Annotated in this window: 16 protein-coding genes and 1 tRNA gene; 8 read left to right on the top strand and 9 right to left on the bottom strand. The window is 70.7% G+C overall.

All coding sequences use genetic code 11. From position 1 onward, the window contains the following. Positions 1–66 precede the first annotated feature (66 nt). The 4 genes from ABE438_RS00085 to ABE438_RS00070 all read left to right on the top strand — a co-directional run bounded on the left by ABE438_RS00085 (position 67) and on the right by ABE438_RS00070 (position 4,156). Positions 67–1,353 carry a DUF2157 domain-containing protein gene (locus ABE438_RS00085; protein ID WP_346500021.1) on the top strand — a complete coding sequence of 429 codons (1,287 nt, stop codon included), beginning with the start codon at positions 67–69 and terminating at the stop codon, positions 1,351–1,353. Beyond that, positions 1,350–1,973: a GDYXXLXY domain-containing protein gene (locus tag ABE438_RS00080; RefSeq protein ID WP_346500019.1), complete on the top strand. Its 624-nt coding sequence runs from the start codon at positions 1,350–1,352 to the stop codon at positions 1,971–1,973. Before ABE438_RS00085 ends, ABE438_RS00080 begins: the two co-directional genes overlap by 4 nt. A 177-nt stretch (positions 1,974–2,150) precedes the next feature. Beyond that, positions 2,151–3,335 (top strand): OpgC family protein, encoded by a 1,185-nt coding sequence (locus ABE438_RS00075; protein WP_346500017.1) that lies wholly within the window; start codon positions 2,151–2,153, stop codon positions 3,333–3,335. After that, a complete protein-coding gene (locus tag ABE438_RS00070; RefSeq protein ID WP_346500015.1) occupies positions 3,272–4,156 on the top strand; it encodes an SGNH/GDSL hydrolase family protein in 885 nt (294 codons plus the stop codon). The genes ABE438_RS00075 and ABE438_RS00070 overlap by 64 nt, the downstream gene beginning before the upstream one ends. Here ABE438_RS00070 and ABE438_RS00065 read toward each other — a convergent pair. Continuing rightward, complete coding sequence (locus ABE438_RS00065) at positions 4,143–5,102, bottom strand: hypothetical protein (RefSeq protein ID WP_346500014.1); 960 nt, start codon at positions 5,100–5,102, stop codon at positions 4,143–4,145. The genes ABE438_RS00070 and ABE438_RS00065 overlap by 14 nt on opposite strands. Positions 5,103–5,287: 185 nt before the next feature. Between ABE438_RS00065 and ABE438_RS00060 the strand changes: the two genes are divergently transcribed. Continuing rightward, positions 5,288–5,857, top strand: coding sequence for a nitroreductase family protein (locus tag ABE438_RS00060; protein ID WP_346500012.1), 570 nt, complete (start codon positions 5,288–5,290; stop codon positions 5,855–5,857). 5 nt (positions 5,858–5,862) lie between these two features. Then, complete coding sequence (locus ABE438_RS00055) at positions 5,863–6,468, top strand: flavin reductase family protein (RefSeq protein WP_346501008.1); 606 nt, start codon at positions 5,863–5,865, stop codon at positions 6,466–6,468. Between the two features lie 17 nt (positions 6,469–6,485). Here the strand turns inward: ABE438_RS00055 and ABE438_RS00050 are convergent, their stop codons facing one another. The 3 genes from ABE438_RS00050 to ABE438_RS00040 all read right to left on the bottom strand — a co-directional run bounded on the left by ABE438_RS00050 (position 6,486) and on the right by ABE438_RS00040 (position 8,411). Then, positions 6,486–6,911 carry a hypothetical protein gene (locus ABE438_RS00050; protein WP_346500010.1) on the bottom strand — a complete coding sequence of 142 codons (426 nt, stop codon included), beginning with the start codon at positions 6,909–6,911 and terminating at the stop codon, positions 6,486–6,488. Positions 6,912–7,041: 130 nt separating this feature from the next. After that, positions 7,042–7,920, bottom strand: a complete 879-nt coding sequence (locus ABE438_RS00045; RefSeq protein WP_346500008.1) for an HpcH/HpaI aldolase/citrate lyase family protein — start codon at positions 7,918–7,920, stop codon at positions 7,042–7,044. Then, positions 7,920–8,411, bottom strand: coding sequence for a MaoC family dehydratase (locus ABE438_RS00040; protein ID WP_346500006.1), 492 nt, complete (start codon positions 8,409–8,411; stop codon positions 7,920–7,922). Before ABE438_RS00040 ends, ABE438_RS00045 begins: the two co-directional genes overlap by 1 nt. Before the next feature lie 112 nt (positions 8,412–8,523). Here ABE438_RS00040 and ABE438_RS00035 point away from each other — a divergent pair, with 112 nt between their 5' ends. Beyond that, a complete protein-coding gene (locus ABE438_RS00035) occupies positions 8,524–9,606 on the top strand; it encodes a lytic transglycosylase domain-containing protein (RefSeq protein WP_346500004.1) in 1,083 nt (360 codons plus the stop codon). Further along, positions 9,603–10,817: a DUF2336 domain-containing protein gene (locus ABE438_RS00030; protein WP_346500002.1), complete on the top strand. Its 1,215-nt coding sequence runs from the start codon at positions 9,603–9,605 to the stop codon at positions 10,815–10,817. Before ABE438_RS00035 ends, ABE438_RS00030 begins: the two co-directional genes overlap by 4 nt. Before the next feature lie 10 nt (positions 10,818–10,827). On the opposite strand, the gene ABE438_RS00025 is transcribed toward ABE438_RS00030, so the two are convergent. The 5 genes from ABE438_RS00025 to ABE438_RS00005 form a co-directional block, all read right to left on the bottom strand. Then, complete coding sequence (locus tag ABE438_RS00025; RefSeq protein WP_346500000.1) at positions 10,828–11,601, bottom strand: NAD kinase; 774 nt, start codon at positions 11,599–11,601, stop codon at positions 10,828–10,830. A gap of 91 nt (positions 11,602–11,692) precedes the next feature. Further along, positions 11,693–12,670: an MBL fold metallo-hydrolase gene (locus ABE438_RS00020; protein WP_346499999.1), complete on the bottom strand. Its 978-nt coding sequence runs from the start codon at positions 12,668–12,670 to the stop codon at positions 11,693–11,695. 263 nt (positions 12,671–12,933) lie between these two features. Continuing rightward, positions 12,934–13,009, bottom strand: a tRNA-Trp gene (locus ABE438_RS00015). An 81-nt stretch (positions 13,010–13,090) separates the two neighbouring features. Beyond that, positions 13,091–13,993 carry a dihydrodipicolinate synthase family protein gene (locus ABE438_RS00010; protein ID WP_346499997.1) on the bottom strand — a complete coding sequence of 301 codons (903 nt, stop codon included), beginning with the start codon at positions 13,991–13,993 and terminating at the stop codon, positions 13,091–13,093. 180 nt (positions 13,994–14,173) lie between these two features. After that, a partial coding sequence (locus ABE438_RS00005) for an EF-Tu C-terminal domain-related protein (protein ID WP_465248538.1) occupies positions 14,174–14,324 on the bottom strand: 151 nt, incomplete at its 5' end.

Here is a 14,324-nt window from a genome sequence, read left to right as displayed (position 1 = left end):
GCATGGGTTCACGGTCGGCCCGCGCCCGCTCGCCAAAACCTGTCAGCCCGTGCCAAATAGCCCGCAATGCTGACAGGTTCCTATCGCAAGCGGCTCGACGCCGATCTGACGCGCTGGGTCGCTGAGGGGCTGCTCAGCCCCGAAAGCGCCTCCGCCCTCCGCAACTCCGTGCCGCGCGACGGCGGGGCCCGCATCCCGGCGCTGCTCGGGCTGTTCGGTGGCCTGCTGATCGCCGCCAGCGTCTCGGCCTTCGTCGCGGCGAACTGGGAGCTGATCCCGCGGCTGACCAAGCTGGTCTTCATCATCCTCGCGCTGCTCGGCGTCATCGGCATCGGCGCGCGCCTGGAGCGTTCCGGCGCGCGCGGCGGAGCGGAAGCGGCCTATACCTGCGCGGTGCTGGTCTTCGGCGCCGGCGTGGCGCTGGTCGGCCAGATGTATCACCTGCCGAGCGACTGGCCGGGCGGGGCCCTGCTCGTCGGCTTCGGCGCGCTGGTGGCCGCCATCCTGCTGCGCTCCAGCGGCGCGCTGGTGATCGCGATCGCGGCGCTCTGCGCCTGGACGGTCGGGCGCTGGGACGAGGCCGGCGGCCAGCTACCTTCGCTGTTCTGGGCCTTCTTCCTGCCGATCCTCTGGCTTTCGGCGACGCGTAGCAGCCGCCTCGTCCACCATGCCGCGGTGCTGGCGCTTATCATGTGGTTCTGCCTGCTGCCCGAGCGCTGGGTGCTCCATCGCTTCGAATACGGACTGATCGCCTATGGGCTGGCGCTGTCCGTCGCCTTCGTCGCGATCGGCTCGCTCGCGCTGTCGCGCGGCGGGCCGCGGCTGTTCAGCGCCTTCCTGCCCTGGGGGTTGGTCGGGCTCGTGTTGACGCTCGGCGTCGAGCTCGTGCGCATCCTCGACGCGCATGAGGCGCGCGGCGCCATGGCGATCTGGCACAGCTATGTCGGCTACGCGCTGGCGCTGCCGGCGGTCGCGGCGCTCGTCCTCACGGTGCGGTCGCGGCGCTTCGCCTGGCCGCTGACGGCGGCTCTGGTCGCGGCCCTGCTGGTGCCGGTGGTGTTCTGGAGCGGCAGCGCGGCGACGCTTGCCGGCAAGGTCGTCGTGGCCGGGCTGGTCCTCAGCACGGCGATCGGGCTGGTGGTCGCCGGTGCCGGCGGCGGCATGCGCCACTTCAGCATCGCCGGCTCGCTGCTGTTCTTCGTCTCGGTGATGGTGCTGCTCTGGCAGACCATCGGCACGCTGCTCGACCAGTCGCTGTTCTTCCTGGTCGCCGGCGCGCTGCTGATCGGGCTCGCGGTCGCGTCGCGACGCCTGTTCGCCCGCCTCTCCCCGCGCCAGGAGGCCGTGTCGTGATCCGCAGCCTGCCGACACCCGACGCGCTGGTCGGGCGCATTCCGCTGCTCTGGCGCATGCTCGCCGCCATGCTGGTGCTCTCCGGCCTGATCCTGATGCTGGTGGAATCGCGCGCCCGCATCCTGCGTTCGGGCGTCGAGATCCGCCTGCAGACCGCCCCGGTCGATCCGCGCGACCTGTTCCGCGGCGATTATGTCGTCCTCGGCTATACGATCGGCCGGCTCGATACGACGAAGCTGGCCGGCGACAAGACCTTCGCGCGCGACCAGTGGGTCTATGTCCGCGTGGCGCCCGGCGCCGGCGGCTTCGCCGAGGCGCGCGGGGTCTATCGCGCCTTCCCGCCGGTCGGCGCGGGCGAGACGGTGCTCAAGGCCCGCGTGCTCTCGACCAGCTGCGCGCGCGACGAGGGCGGCATCTTCGACTGCGCCAAGGGCGTCAGCAGCCTCAACGTCGCCTACGGGCTGGAGAGCTACTTCGTGCCGCAGGGCACGGGGCTGGCGATCGAGCGGACGGAGCGGGCCCGCATCGAGGTCGTGGCGGCGGTCGACGCCTCCGGGGCGGCCGCGATCAAGCGCCTGCTGATCGACGGCAAGCGCGTCCATGACGAGCCGCCCTACTGAGGCGAGCGGCTTTCCGGTGACCCAAGGGAACGCGCGCCGCCTCCGGGCGTTGAGACTCCGCACACAGTGTCGTGAGCCCCGTTGCAGGCCATGCCGGCGCCACAATGCGGCGCTGTAGCTGGCCGCGATGCGGCGGCTGACGCAGCTGGTGACACAGCTTTGGGGATGGGTGACGAGGTGAGCGGTTTCTGGCGCCTGATGCTGTACGGGAAGGGGCCGCGCGAAGCGGAAGCCCCCGCCCGCGACCTGCGCATCGACGTGATCCGCGGCCTGATCCTGCTGATCATCTTCGTCAATCACATCCCCGGCAACGTTGTCTCCTTCGTGACACCGCGCAATTACGGCTTCTCCGACGCGGCGGACGTCTTCGTGCTGCTCGCCGGCATCTCGGCGGCCTTCGCCTATGGCCGGCAGATCGACCAGCGCGGCCTCCTGGTCGGCTCGCTCAAGGTCTGCGCGCGGATCTGGACGCTCTATGTCGCGCATCTGGCGCTGTTCGTGCTGGTCTGCGGCGTGGTCGCCACCGCGATCGCCCGCACGCAGAATTCGCTCTACATGGAGTGGATCAACGTCCTGCCCTTCTTCAGCGACACCGTCGAGGCGGTGATCAACGCGCTGCAGCTGAGCTACCAGCCGGATTACCTCAATATCCTGCCGCTCTACATCGTGCTGCTGGCCGCGTTCCCGCTGGCCTATCTCGCGGTGCGGACGAGCCCTCTGGCGGCGCTGCTCGCCTCGCTCGCGCTCTGGCAGGCGGCCTCGGCCTTCGATCTCAACCTGCCGAGCAAACCCGGCGGCAGCGGCTGGTACTTCAATCCCTTCGCCTGGCAGGCGATCTTCGTGATCGGCATCGTGATGGGCCGTTTCGCCACGCTCGGCGTGCGCCAGCCGCGCATCCTGGCGATCGACGTCGCCGCGGCCGGGCTGCTGCTGTTCTCGGCGGCGGTGAAGCTCAGCACCGGCAACCCTTTCGGCGTCGCCTTCCTCTCCGACTGGATCGAGGGGCTGCAGATGGGCGTCGACAAGACCAATCTCGCGACGATCCGCCTGCTGCACCTGCTGGCGCTGGCCTGGATCGTCATCCGCCTGATCCCGGCCGAGAGCCGGCTGCTGCGCGGCCCCGTCGGCACCCGCCTCGCGGCGACCGGCCGCCATTCGCTCGAGGTGTTCTGCGTCGGCATCGTGCTGTCGATCATCGGCCAGATCGTCATGGCCGAGATGTCCTTCGCCCTCTGGGCTCAATTGCTTTTCGTCGCCGGCGGTCTTATCCTCCTGATAGGGCTAGGATTATTCCTGTCGTGGTACAAGTCGCTTACGGCACGTCCGGTCGGTGTGGCGCGCGAAAGGGCCGCCACGGCCTGATCGCCGCGCTGCTGGTGCTTGCCGCGCCGGCCCTCGCGCAGCCGAAACCCGCCTTCCGCACGCCTGACGATCGCTGCCGCGCGGCCGCGACGGTTGCCGCATTCGAGCCCAAGCTGCCATTGTCGCGCCAGGCACTGGCCGAGACCGGGCGCCTGACCATCGTGGCGCTGGGCTCGTCGAGTACGGCGGGGCCGGGTGCCAGCGGCCAGCACCGCAGCTATCCCGCGGTGCTGCAGGCGGAGCTGCGGCGCCGTCTGCCGGGGCGCGAGATCACGGTGCTCAACCGCGGTGCCAGCGGCCAGTCGGCCTATGAGATGCTGGCGCGCATGGATGTCGACGTCATCGACGAGAAACCAGGCCTGGTGATCTGGCAGACGGCTGTCGCCGACGCGGTGCGCGACATCGGCGAGGACAAGCTGGCGCGCATCCTCGGCAAGGGCATCCGCAAGCTGCACGATTCCGGCATCGAGCTGATCATGATGGATTTGCTCTGGCTGCCGCGCGAGAGCCGCTATCCGCATTACGACGATTATCGCGCCGTATTGGCGAAGACGGCGGCCAAGAACGGCGTCACGGTCTTTCCGCGCTATGCGATGATGAACAGCTGGTCGCGCACCCGCCAATTCACCTCCGAGGAGCTCGTCGGCATGGACGGCCTCCAGGTCGTCGACGCCGGCTATCGCTGCCTCGCCATCCGCTTGGCGGACGGCATCGCGGCGGCGCTGCTGCCGGCGGGCGAGGGCGGGGCGGCCTCACCCGCGCAGGCCTCACCCGCAACTGCCGAGCCGACGCCGGCCCCGGCGCCCGTCAGCGGGCAATGACCTCGATGTCGCGGTCGCGGCCGGATTCGACCTTGAACTCCTGCGAGAACACCTGGCCCTCCTGCCGGGCGATCAGCACATAGTCGCCCTCGGCGAGGATCACCTGCGGGAAGGCGCCGATCGCCTCGCGGATGATGTCGCCGCCCGGCGTCAGCACGCTGAAGGCGGTGCCGGCGAAGGCCTCGCCGCCCGGGCCGGCGACGAGCTTCAGTGTCACCTGCGCCGCGCGGTGATGCAGGGTCGCCTGCGTCACCTGGCCGGCCTCGACACGGATGTCGGCACGCTGGATCGCGTTGGAATCGCCATAGGTCGAGACGACGTGATAGGCGCCCTCGGGCAGGCGGATCAGCTCGCCGGCCTTGGCGCTGGCGGTGATGAGGCGGCCTTCCGAATTGCCCTGCAGCGGCACGAAGACCGAGAACTTGATCTGGCCGGCCGGAATCGGCGTCTCGCCGATCGACCCTGCCAGCGAGAGCGCGCCGGCGCTGATCGGGATCTGCTCGGTGATGCCCTGCGGGCCGAGCGCGACGCGCTTGGTGCCGCTGGCGAAGCCATAGGCGGCGTGGACGAGATAGACGCCGGGCGGCAGGGTGAAGCGCGGGCGCGGCTCCGTGGAGCGCGCGACGATGCGCGGCGCCGAGCCGTCGACCGATTCCGAGAGAATGCGCCAGACCAGCCCGGACTGGATCGGCTTGCCCTCGCCGCCGCTGAAGCGGGCGCCGAGCGTCATCAGCGCCTGCCCGGGACGGGCGTCGGGCATGGGCGGCACGAAGCCGTCCGGCGAGAGCATGGAGGGCGCCTGCATGCCGGTCTGGGCGCCGGCGGGCAGGGGAAGCGCGAGCAGGGCCGCGAGGCAGGCGAGACGACCGGCGGCGCGCAGGCGTGCCGGGGGTTGCTGCGGGGCGCGCCGGATCACGCCACCCTGGAATTGCTCGCCTTGAAACATGCGTTGCGCCATCATCCTGCCTGCGCCGGAGAAGGAGCAGCTCGGCTTGTCCTCATCATGGCAAAACCCTAACTCATGAACGAAGCGCAGTCCGCCTTCGGCCCCGCGGCCGGAGCGGGCTAGCCGACGCCCCCGGGTCCCACGGCCCGGAGGCGGCCGCGACATCCCAAGCCGCCGGAACTCTCATGACCGACACGCTCGCCCTACTCAAGCACCGCCGCTCCGTTCCGCCGCAGTTCCTCGCCGCGCCGGGGCCGAGCGAAGCCCAGCTCGCCGAGCTGCTCGCCATCGCCGCGCGGGTGCCGGACCATGGCAAGCTGGTGCCGTGGCGCTTCATCGTCTTCGCCGGCGAGGGCAAGGTGAAGGCCGCCGAGCGCGTCGCCGAGGTGTTCCGCAAGCGCACCCCGGACGCGCCGGAGGACAAGGTCACGTTCGAGCGCAACCGTTTGCTGCATGCGCCGCTGGTGGTGGCTGTGGTCTCGCGCGCCCGCAAGCACGAGAAGATCCCGGTCTGGGAGCAGGAGCTGTCCGCCGGCGCCACCTGCTTCAACCTCTTGATCGCGGCCGAGGCGATGGGCTTCGCCGGCAGCTGGCTGACCAACTGGTTCTCCTTCGACCGCGAGGTGCTGCGCGCCTTCGGCGTGGCGGAGGAGGAGCGTATCGCTGGATTCGTCCATATCGGCACGCCGCAGACCCGTCCTGCCGATCGCGAGCGGCCGGACATGGCGGCGATCGTCAGCCATTTCGGAGCGTGAGCGGCATGTATTATGGCGAGGACGGGCGCGAGCTCGCATTCCGGCACGACCCGTTCAAGGCCATCGTCGCGCCCCGCCCGATCGGCTGGATCAGCGCGATGAGCGCGCGGGGAGAGGTCAATCTCTCGCCCTACAGCTTTTTCAACGCGATCTCTTCGAAGCCGAACCTGGTGATGTTCTCCTCGGAGAACCGCAAGGACGCCGTTAGCTTCATCGAGGAGACTGGCGAGTTCACCTGCAGCCTGGTGACCCGCGCGCTGGTGCAGCAGATGAACCTGACCTCGGCGCCGCTGCCGCGCGGCGAGAACGAATATGCCCATGCCGGCCTCGCCATGGCGCCCTCGCGTCTGGTCAAGCCGCCGCGCGTCGCCGGCAGCCCGGCAGCGCTGGAGTGCAAGCTGATCTCGCTGCAGCAGCTGCGCGATCTCGACGGGCAGGAACTGCCGCGCTGGATGGTGATCGGACAGGTGGTCGCCGCCTATCTCGACGAGGCCTTCGTCCGGGACGGGCGCTTCGACACGGCCGCCGCCGGGCCGGTCGCCCGCTGTGGCTATGCCGACTATGCCGCGGTCACCGAGATGTTCTCGCTGACCCGCCCGCCCGGCGGCTAGTCACGAGGCCACGCCGCTCATTCCGGCGCGGGGCCGATGCGGCGCGGGCTCGCGGGCAGGTTCCGCAGGCGCTCGCAGCGCCCCATCGCCTCGGCATAGGCTTCGGCGAGGTCTCCGGCGAGAGTCCATGACGGCGGTCCGCCGCCGGCCTGCCGCAGGGGCGCGATTTCGCCATCCGCCAGTCCCAGCACGATCCGGTTGAGCGCGAGGCCGGCATGGGCGCAGGCGTCGAGCGCCATCGCCCGCTTCGCCACCTGCTCCGGCGGCTGCGCAGCCAGCGCCACAGCCCAATCAAGCACCGCCTCGGCGCGTTCGGCGAAGGGCTCGGTCGCGTCCGACGGCGGCCGGCTCGCGAGGGCATCGGCGAGCGCGGCTTCCAGCGCCAGCGTCACGGCCGGATCGGCCAGCCCGGCCGGCGGCTCGGACGGATCGGCGGCGTTCACGGGCGCCATCACGGCTGACGCGGCGAGGAGGGCCAGGGCGCAAGCGTAGCGGGCGAGCCGTGTTCTGCGGCCAGAGCTCATTGCCATCCGCGCCGGCGAAAGCGGAGTCTCCGCAACGGGCTGCACGGATTCATTCGCGCAGTTTGTCGGCACGGGCCTTCAGCCGTTTCGCCCGCAGCAGATGCGGCCGGTCGAGCATCTCGCCGTCGAGGCCGACGACGCCGAGGCCGGGATTGGCCTCGAACAGCGCGATGATCGCCTCGGCGCGGCGCAGCGCCTCGGGCGCGGGCGAGAACACCTCGTTGATCGTCGCGACCTGCGCCGGATGGATCGCCATCTTGGCGGTGAAGCCGTCGCGGCGGGCGGCCAGGCATTCGGCGCGCAGCCCGGCCTCGTCGCGGAAGGCGGTGAAGACGGTGTCGATCGCGTCGACCTGTGCCGCCGAGGCGGCAAAGAGCAGCAGCGAGCGCGCCAGCCGGTAGGGATCGGTGAACTGCCCGTTCTCCAGTCGGTTGGTCTCGGCGCCGAGTTCGGCGGAGAGATCCTCCGCGCCCCAGGTCAGCGCCATCAGCCGGTGGCTGGCGCCGGCATAGCTCGACAGGCCGAAGACGCCCTTGCCGGTCTCGGTGGCGATGGCAATGATCCGGGTCGAGCCGTCGGGCAGGTCAGCCTCGGCCTCGCGCACCGCGATCTTGGCGGCGAGATGGGTGAGGTCGGAGCCGCCCTCGGCCTTGGGCAGCATGATCGCGTCGGGCGCGCCGGGCATGATCGCGTCGAGATCGGCTTCCGTCAGCCCGGTCGACAGCGCGTTGATCCGGACGATCAGGCGCGGCCGGCGCGGCAGCAGCGCAGCCTCCTTCAGGAACTCGCAGGCGATGGCGCGCGCGTCGGCCTTGGCGTCGATCGCGACCGAATCCTCGAGGTCGACGATCAGCGCGTCGGCAGCGCTCTCCAGCCCCTTCTGCAGCTTCTTCGGGCTGTCGCCCGGCACGAACAGCAGCGAGCGCATCAGGCGGCGTCTCCGGTCGGGCGCTTGCGCATGAATGCCTGCCGGCGGCACTGGGCGACGAGCGTCCCGTCCTGCTTGTAGGCGCGATGGTGGAAATCGACGATGCCGGCATCGGGCCGCGAGCGCGATTCCCGCTTGGCGACGATCTCGGTGGTGCAGTTGATCGTGTCGCCCTCGAAGAGCGGGGCCGGGAAGGTCACGTCGGTCATGCCGAGATTGCCGATCGTGGTGCCGACCGTGGTGTCGTTCACCGAAATGCCGATCATCAGGCCGAGCGTGAACAGCGAGTTCATCAGCGGCCGGCCCCATTCGGTCTCGGTCGCGCAGAAATGCGCGTCGATGTGCAGGGGCTGCGGGTTCAGCGTCATGTTGGAGAACAGCATGTTGTCCATCTGCGTGACGGTGCGCGTCAGGCGATGCTCGATCACGACGCCGATCTCGAAGTCCTCGAAATAGAGGCCTCCGCGCCTGTGTCTGCCTGCTTCAGCCATGGGCCCTCCTGACGCGTCGGACGCGCGCTCTTAACGCTTCGCTTACCATAATCGGAGCAGTCTCCGCAGCTGCCGCCCGTCCGGTCGGAGCCGTGGCTGCCCGAGTGGTTTCATGTTCCTTTTCAGCACGTCGAGCGCCCGAGAGACAACGCCCGCGAACCCGGTCGTCACTGCGATCAAGCAGGGCGCGGACCGGACCGGGACCGATTTCGATTATCTGCTGAAGACCGCCCAGCGCGAATCGTCGCTGACGCCGGAGGCGAAGGCACGCACCTCCAGCGCCACCGGGCTCTTCCAGTTCATCGAGCAGACCTGGCTGTCGATCGTCCGGCAGGAAGGCCCGAAGCAGGGGCTCTCCGCCTATGCGGAAGCGATCAGCGATAGCGGCAATGGCCGCCTTACCGTCGCCGATCCGCAGATGCGCGAGGCGATCCTGCAGCTGCGGAACGATCCCAAGGTCTCCGCGGTGATGGCCGGTGCGCTGACGCAGCGCAATGGCGAGCAGCTCGCCGCCACGCTCGGCCGCCAGCCGCATGCCGGCGAACTCTACATCGCCCATGTGCTGGGCGCGCGCGGTGCCAGCGACCTGATCCGCACCGCGGGCAGCGATCCCGACCGTGCCGCGGCGCGCGACTTCCCCGAGGCCGCGAGCGCCAACCGGTCGATCTTCTTCGACAAGAGCGGGCAGCCGCGCAGCGTGCGGCAGGTCTACGCCCTGCTCGCCTCCAGCCATGCCGGGACGCAGGTCGCGGCCGCTTCGGTCCAGTCGGCGCAGACGGCGCAGTCCGCCGAGCCGCCGCCGGTGCCGATCGCGGCTGCGCTGGCGCCGGGTCGGGCCAAGGGGCTGATCGGCCTGTTCTCGACCGAGGGCTCGCGACAGCCGGTCTCCAGCGCGGTCGCCAATCTCTGGACCACGCCGCGCAGCGGCGTCGCCTCGCGCCAGGGTGCGGAGGAGGGCGCGAGCCGCTACTTCCCCCGGCTCGACGGCACGGCCAGCACAGCCCCCGATACGGCCGAAGAGGCAGCTACCAGACCGGCGCCGGTCTCCGTCGTCGCACCGCTGCCGCCCGGACGCCCGCGTGACCTGGACAAGCCCGCGCCTGCGCAGGCCGAGCTGGCGGGCCGCCCGGCCGCGCGCTCGCGCCGCGCCCCGCTCGATCTCAGCGCCTTCATGACCACCGGGAGGCGCGGATGATCGTGCGCCGTTTCCTGCTCTGGGCCCGCACGGCTCCCGCCGATGCGCGCGCTGCCGGCGCAGCCGCTTTGGCCGGCGCCTATCTGCGCTCGGCCATGGCGCCGGAGGATCGCCGCGAGGCCGAGACCGCGTTGATCTCGCTGATCGACGATCCGTCGCCGCTGGTGCGTCGCGCCATTGCCGAGGCGATCGCCGGGGCCGCCGGAGCGCCGCGCGTGCTGGTGCTCGGCCTGATCGCCGAGCAGAGCGACATCGCGGCGCTTCTGCTGGCGCAGTTGCCGGTACTGACCGAGGCGGACCTCGTCGACGCCGCCGCGATCGGCGACGGGCTGGCGCAGCGCGCGATCGCGCAGCGCCCCCATCTCGGCTGCGGCGCTGCCGCCGCCCTGGCCGAGGTCGGCGTCGAGGAGGCGCTGGTCGTGCTGCTCGGCAATCCGACCGCCGATCTGCCGCTGTTCTCGCTGGAGCGCATCTTCGAGCGCGAGGGCGCCTCTGGCCGCGTCCGCGAGGCGCTGCTCGCCCGCAACGACCTGCCGGCGGGCCTGCGCCAGGCGATCGCCGGCCGTGTCTCAGACGCGCTCGCGGCCTTCGTCTCGGGCTGCGGCTGGCTGAGCGAGGAACGCAGCGCCAGGCTGGCGCGCGAATCGACCGAGCGTGTCGCCGTGGCACTGGCCTCGGGCGGGGAGGAGAGCGACGCGCCTGCGATCGTCGCCTGCCTGCGCGAGAACGGCCGCCTGACGCCGGGCGTCATCCTGCGCTCGCTGCTGAGCGGCCAGCCCGCTCTGGCCGAAGCCGCCTTCGCCGATCTGTCGGGGCTGCCGGAAACCCGCGCCCGCGCCCTGCTGTGGGATCGCGGCGGGGCCGGGCTCAAGGCGCTCTATCGCAAGGCGGGGCTGCCCGAGGCGCTGCTGCCGGCCTTCCGGGCCGCGGTGGCGGCGCTGAAGCGGCGCGGGCGCCACGAGCCGGGGCCGGCCGCCGGCGGGCTCGACCGGGGCCTGCTCACCGAGGTGTTGATCGCCTGCGAATTGTCGGAGGGGTTGGAAGGCCACGCGCTGATGGCGCTGCTGCGCCGGCTCGATGCCGAGGCCGCGCGGGAGGAGGCGAGGCTGCTGGCCGATTCGCTGGCCGACGACGCGGCGCTGGCGCTGCTGGTCGAGGCCGACCCGGACGTTCTGGTCGAACTCGATCTGGCGGATCTGCGCGCGGCCTGAGCGCGCCGCCTCAATAGCCGAACTGCTCGCGCAGGATGCGCTCTTCCAGGCTGTGGCCGGGATCGTGCAGCATGACGAGGTCGACCGTCCGGTCGATCGCGATCGCCACCGAGACGACGTTCTCGATCTGGGTATGGTCGGCGACGGCGCTGACAGGGCGCTTCTCCGCTTCCAGCACGGCGATGGTGACCCGCGCATGGTCGGGCAGCAGCGCCCCGCGCCAGCGGCGCGGACGGAAGGGCGAGAGCGGTGTCAGCGCCAGCAGCGGCGCGTCGAGCGGCAGGATCGGCCCGTTGGCGGAGAGATTGTAGGCGGTGGAGCCGGCCGGCGTCGCCAGCAGCACGCCGTCGGCGACAAGTTCGGTCAGCCGGACCTGGCCGTCCACCGAGAGGCGCAGCTTGGCCGCCTGATAGGAGCGGCGCAGCAGCGAGACCTCGTTGATCGCGCGCGCCTCGACGCGGCGGCCGTCGCGGTCGACGGCGGTCATCGCCAGCGGGTGGACGACGGAGCGCTGCGCCGCGAGCAGGCGCCGGCGCAGGCCCTTCTCGCGGAACTCGTTCATCAGGAAGCCGACCGAGCCGCGGTTCATTCCGTAGATCGGCTTTCCGGTGCCCATGAAGCGATGCAGCGTTTGCAGCATCAGCCCGTCGCCGCCGAGCGCGACGACGACCTCGGCCTCGGTCGGGTCGGCGTCGCCATAGAGCTCGCACAGCCGCGTCCGCGCCTGCTGGGCCTCGTCCGTGTCGCTGGCCACGAAGGCGATGGCGGTGAAGTGCTCGGTCATGCATCGATCCGGAAAGGCATGCTTCCGGGCTTAGCATGCGAGCGCCCGCCACCGCGAGCCGGCCCGCGCAAAAAGGCGCGGGCCGCGCGGCTCAGATCGCGCTGCTCCACTGCAACGGCACCAGCTCGAAGCCGTTGCCGATCCGGGCGATGTGGCCGGTGGCGGGGAAGGGCGCGTGATAGAAAGCGACCTGCATCCTGTCGGCTGCGGCCATGTCGAGCAGCTTGCGCCGCGTGGCGGCGGCGGCCGGGCCATCCATGTCGAAGATCGCCGACCAGTCCGGATTCCGCACGAACAGCGCCGGATGGTTGGTGGTGTCCGACATCACCATCAGTCGGCCATTGCTCGAGCTGATCGCGAAGACGGTGTGGCCGGGCGTGTGGCCGGGCGCCGCGATCGCGGTGACGCCGGGGACGACCTCCTTGCCGGGCTCGAAGGGCTTCACATCCTTGGAGACCGGGCCGAAGACGCGGCGCACGGCGGCGAAGGCGCCCTTCATCGCCTCCGGCGCGGCGCCGGCGCGGGCCTCGTCGGTCCAGAAGCCCCATTCGGCGGCCGGCACCAGCACCTCGGCGTTCGGAAAGACGGCGGTGCCGTCCTTGAGGCGGAAGCCGTTGATGTGGTCGCCGTGGAAATGGCTGAAGATCACCGTGGAGACGGATTTCGGATCGAAGCCGGCGGCCTTGAAGTTGGCCATCCAGGAGCCGGAGGTCGGCGCACCCGAATCGCCGTTGCCGGTGTCGATCAGCACGAGTCGGTCGCCGATCTGCAGGGCGAGCGTGGTGAAAGTGATCGAGAGGGCGTCCTTCGGCAGGAAGGCCGCCTCCATCGCCTTCTGCACGTCGGCCAGCTCGGCATTGCGCACGAAGCCTTCGAGCGGGCGGCGGGCGAAGCCGTCATTGATGGCGGTGACGGTGATGTCGCCGACCTTGTAGCGGTAGAAGCCTGGGTTCTGCGTTGGTGGCACGGACCGGGCCAGGGCGGGGCCGGCGACGCCGAGGGTCGAGGCGGTCGCCAGCGCGCCGGCGCCGGCGAAGAGCGCGCGGCGGGAAGGGTCGGACAGGATCATGACGAGGCTCCCGGAATGGCTGCGAAGGGGATGCCCATGGGTCAAAGGCCGGCGCAGCGTAGAGGGCGGGGCGGCGGCCGCAACAGCGCGATCGGCAGCGTGATTCACCTTTCCGCGAGCGGGCGGCGCCAGCCGGGGGAGACGAGGTGCACGCGGCAAGGCCGTGCGGCGCGGGCGCCGGCAGCTGGATCGCGATGATATGAGCTGGATCGTTGCGGTTTTGCGTCTCGGCCGGCCTCAGGGGCCGGTCCGGACGAAACTGCTGGCAGGGGCAGCAGGGCTTGAACCCGCGACCTGCGGTTTTGGAGACCGCCGCTCTACCAACTGAGCTATACCCCTGCAGTGGCGGTTGCTTAGCCTGAACGCGCCCCGGTTTTCAAGTCGAAATCGTGCGCGCTCCCGCCATTTCCGTCGACGGCCTCAGCCGGCGGGGTAGGGGCCCAGCGCCTCGGCGTAGCGCGCGGCCAGTTCCAGCCCGTAGGCGCTCGGCCTCAGTGCCGGCGCGCGGTCGTAGATCGCGATCCCGGCGCGGGCGCCGAAGACGCGCTTGCCGTAGCAGACCAAGCTTTCAAGCGACTGCATGATGAAGACGATCGCCGGCAGCACCTCGCGATAGGCCTCTTCGGCGCCCGCGTCGTCGCCGGCGCGCAGGCGGGCGTAGACGGTCAGCGCGCGGTCGATCGTGTCGGGCGCGAGAATCAGCCCGGCGCATCCGGCGCGCAGATTGTCGGCGAGCTCCAGCCCGCCGCGGCCGTTCATCACCGGCAGGCGGCCTTCCGTGACCTCGATCAGCTGGCGGATCTCGGTCACCGGGCCTTCGCCCTTGATCAGACAGATATTGGGATGCTGGCGCACCAGCTCGCCGATATCCTGCGCCGAGAGGCCGCGGCCCATATAGGCCGGCGCGTTCTGGATCGCGACCGGCAGGCCGGTCGCGTCCGCGATGCGGCCGAAGAAGCGGATATATTCGCCGGCGCCGAAGCTGCCGACCATGGGCGGCTGGAGGATGACCCAGTCGGCACCGGCGGCCTGCGCGGCCGCGACTTGCTCGACCTGCTCGGCCACCGAGCCGCCGAAGATGGTGAAGGCGAGGGGCACGCGCCCGGCGACGTCCTCGGCGACCCAGTCGATCAGCCGGCGACGCTCGGGCAGGCTGAGCTTCGAGACCTCGGTGGCGAGGCCGAGCGCCGCGACGCCGTGGACGCCGAGCGACAGGCAGATCTCGGTCTGCCGCCGCATCGTCTCGCGGTCGAGCCGCTCCTGGTCGTCGAACAGGGCGAAGAGCATGGCGTGGATGCCGGTGAACGGCGGCTGGAACGGCATCGGCTGGACCTCCCTGGCGCGGCCGTCTGCGCGGCCTGCGGGGATCAGTTCAGCACGGATCGCGGCGAAGCTCGACCCTTCAGGAGATGCGGGCGCCGGTTGCCCTGCGCGTGGCGCCGCGGGCAAAAGAAAAGGGCGGCCGCGAGGCCGCCCTGTCCCGTCAGTCCGCTGGTGCGGAACTCACTCGATGATGTTTGCGACGACGCCGGCGCCGACGGTGCGTCCGCCTTCACGGATAGCGAAGCGGAGCTTCTCTTCCATGGCGATCGGGACGATGAGGTGGACTTCCATGGCGATGTTGTCGCCGGGCATGACCATCTCGGTGCCTTCC

Source organism: Allobosea sp. TWI1241, assembly GCF_039673065.1.
GTDB lineage: Bacteria > Pseudomonadota > Alphaproteobacteria > Rhizobiales > Beijerinckiaceae > Allobosea.
This window is presented reverse-complemented; position numbering and strand designations above follow the sequence as displayed.

Coding starts and splice junctions, on each gene's coding strand:
- ABE438_RS00085 (WP_346500021.1), top strand. CDS start 67: ATGCTGACAGGTTCCTATCGCAAGCGGCTCGACGCCGATCTGACGCGC.
- ABE438_RS00065 (WP_346500014.1), bottom strand. CDS start 5,102: ATGTTTCAAGGCGAGCAATTCCAGGGTGGCGTGATCCGGCGCGCCCCG.
- ABE438_RS00060 (WP_346500012.1), top strand. CDS start 5,288: ATGACCGACACGCTCGCCCTACTCAAGCACCGCCGCTCCGTTCCGCCG.
- ABE438_RS00055 (WP_346501008.1), top strand. CDS start 5,863: ATGTATTATGGCGAGGACGGGCGCGAGCTCGCATTCCGGCACGACCCG.
- ABE438_RS00045 (WP_346500008.1), bottom strand. CDS start 7,920: ATGCGCTCGCTGCTGTTCGTGCCGGGCGACAGCCCGAAGAAGCTGCAG.
- ABE438_RS00040 (WP_346500006.1), bottom strand. CDS start 8,411: ATGGCTGAAGCAGGCAGACACAGGCGCGGAGGCCTCTATTTCGAGGAC.
- ABE438_RS00035 (WP_346500004.1), top strand. CDS start 8,524: ATGTTCCTTTTCAGCACGTCGAGCGCCCGAGAGACAACGCCCGCGAAC.
- ABE438_RS00030 (WP_346500002.1), top strand. CDS start 9,603: ATGATCGTGCGCCGTTTCCTGCTCTGGGCCCGCACGGCTCCCGCCGAT.
- ABE438_RS00025 (WP_346500000.1), bottom strand. CDS start 11,601: ATGACCGAGCACTTCACCGCCATCGCCTTCGTGGCCAGCGACACGGAC.
- ABE438_RS00020 (WP_346499999.1), bottom strand. CDS start 12,670: ATGATCCTGTCCGACCCTTCCCGCCGCGCGCTCTTCGCCGGCGCCGGC.
- ABE438_RS00010 (WP_346499997.1), bottom strand. CDS start 13,993: ATGCCGTTCCAGCCGCCGTTCACCGGCATCCACGCCATGCTCTTCGCC.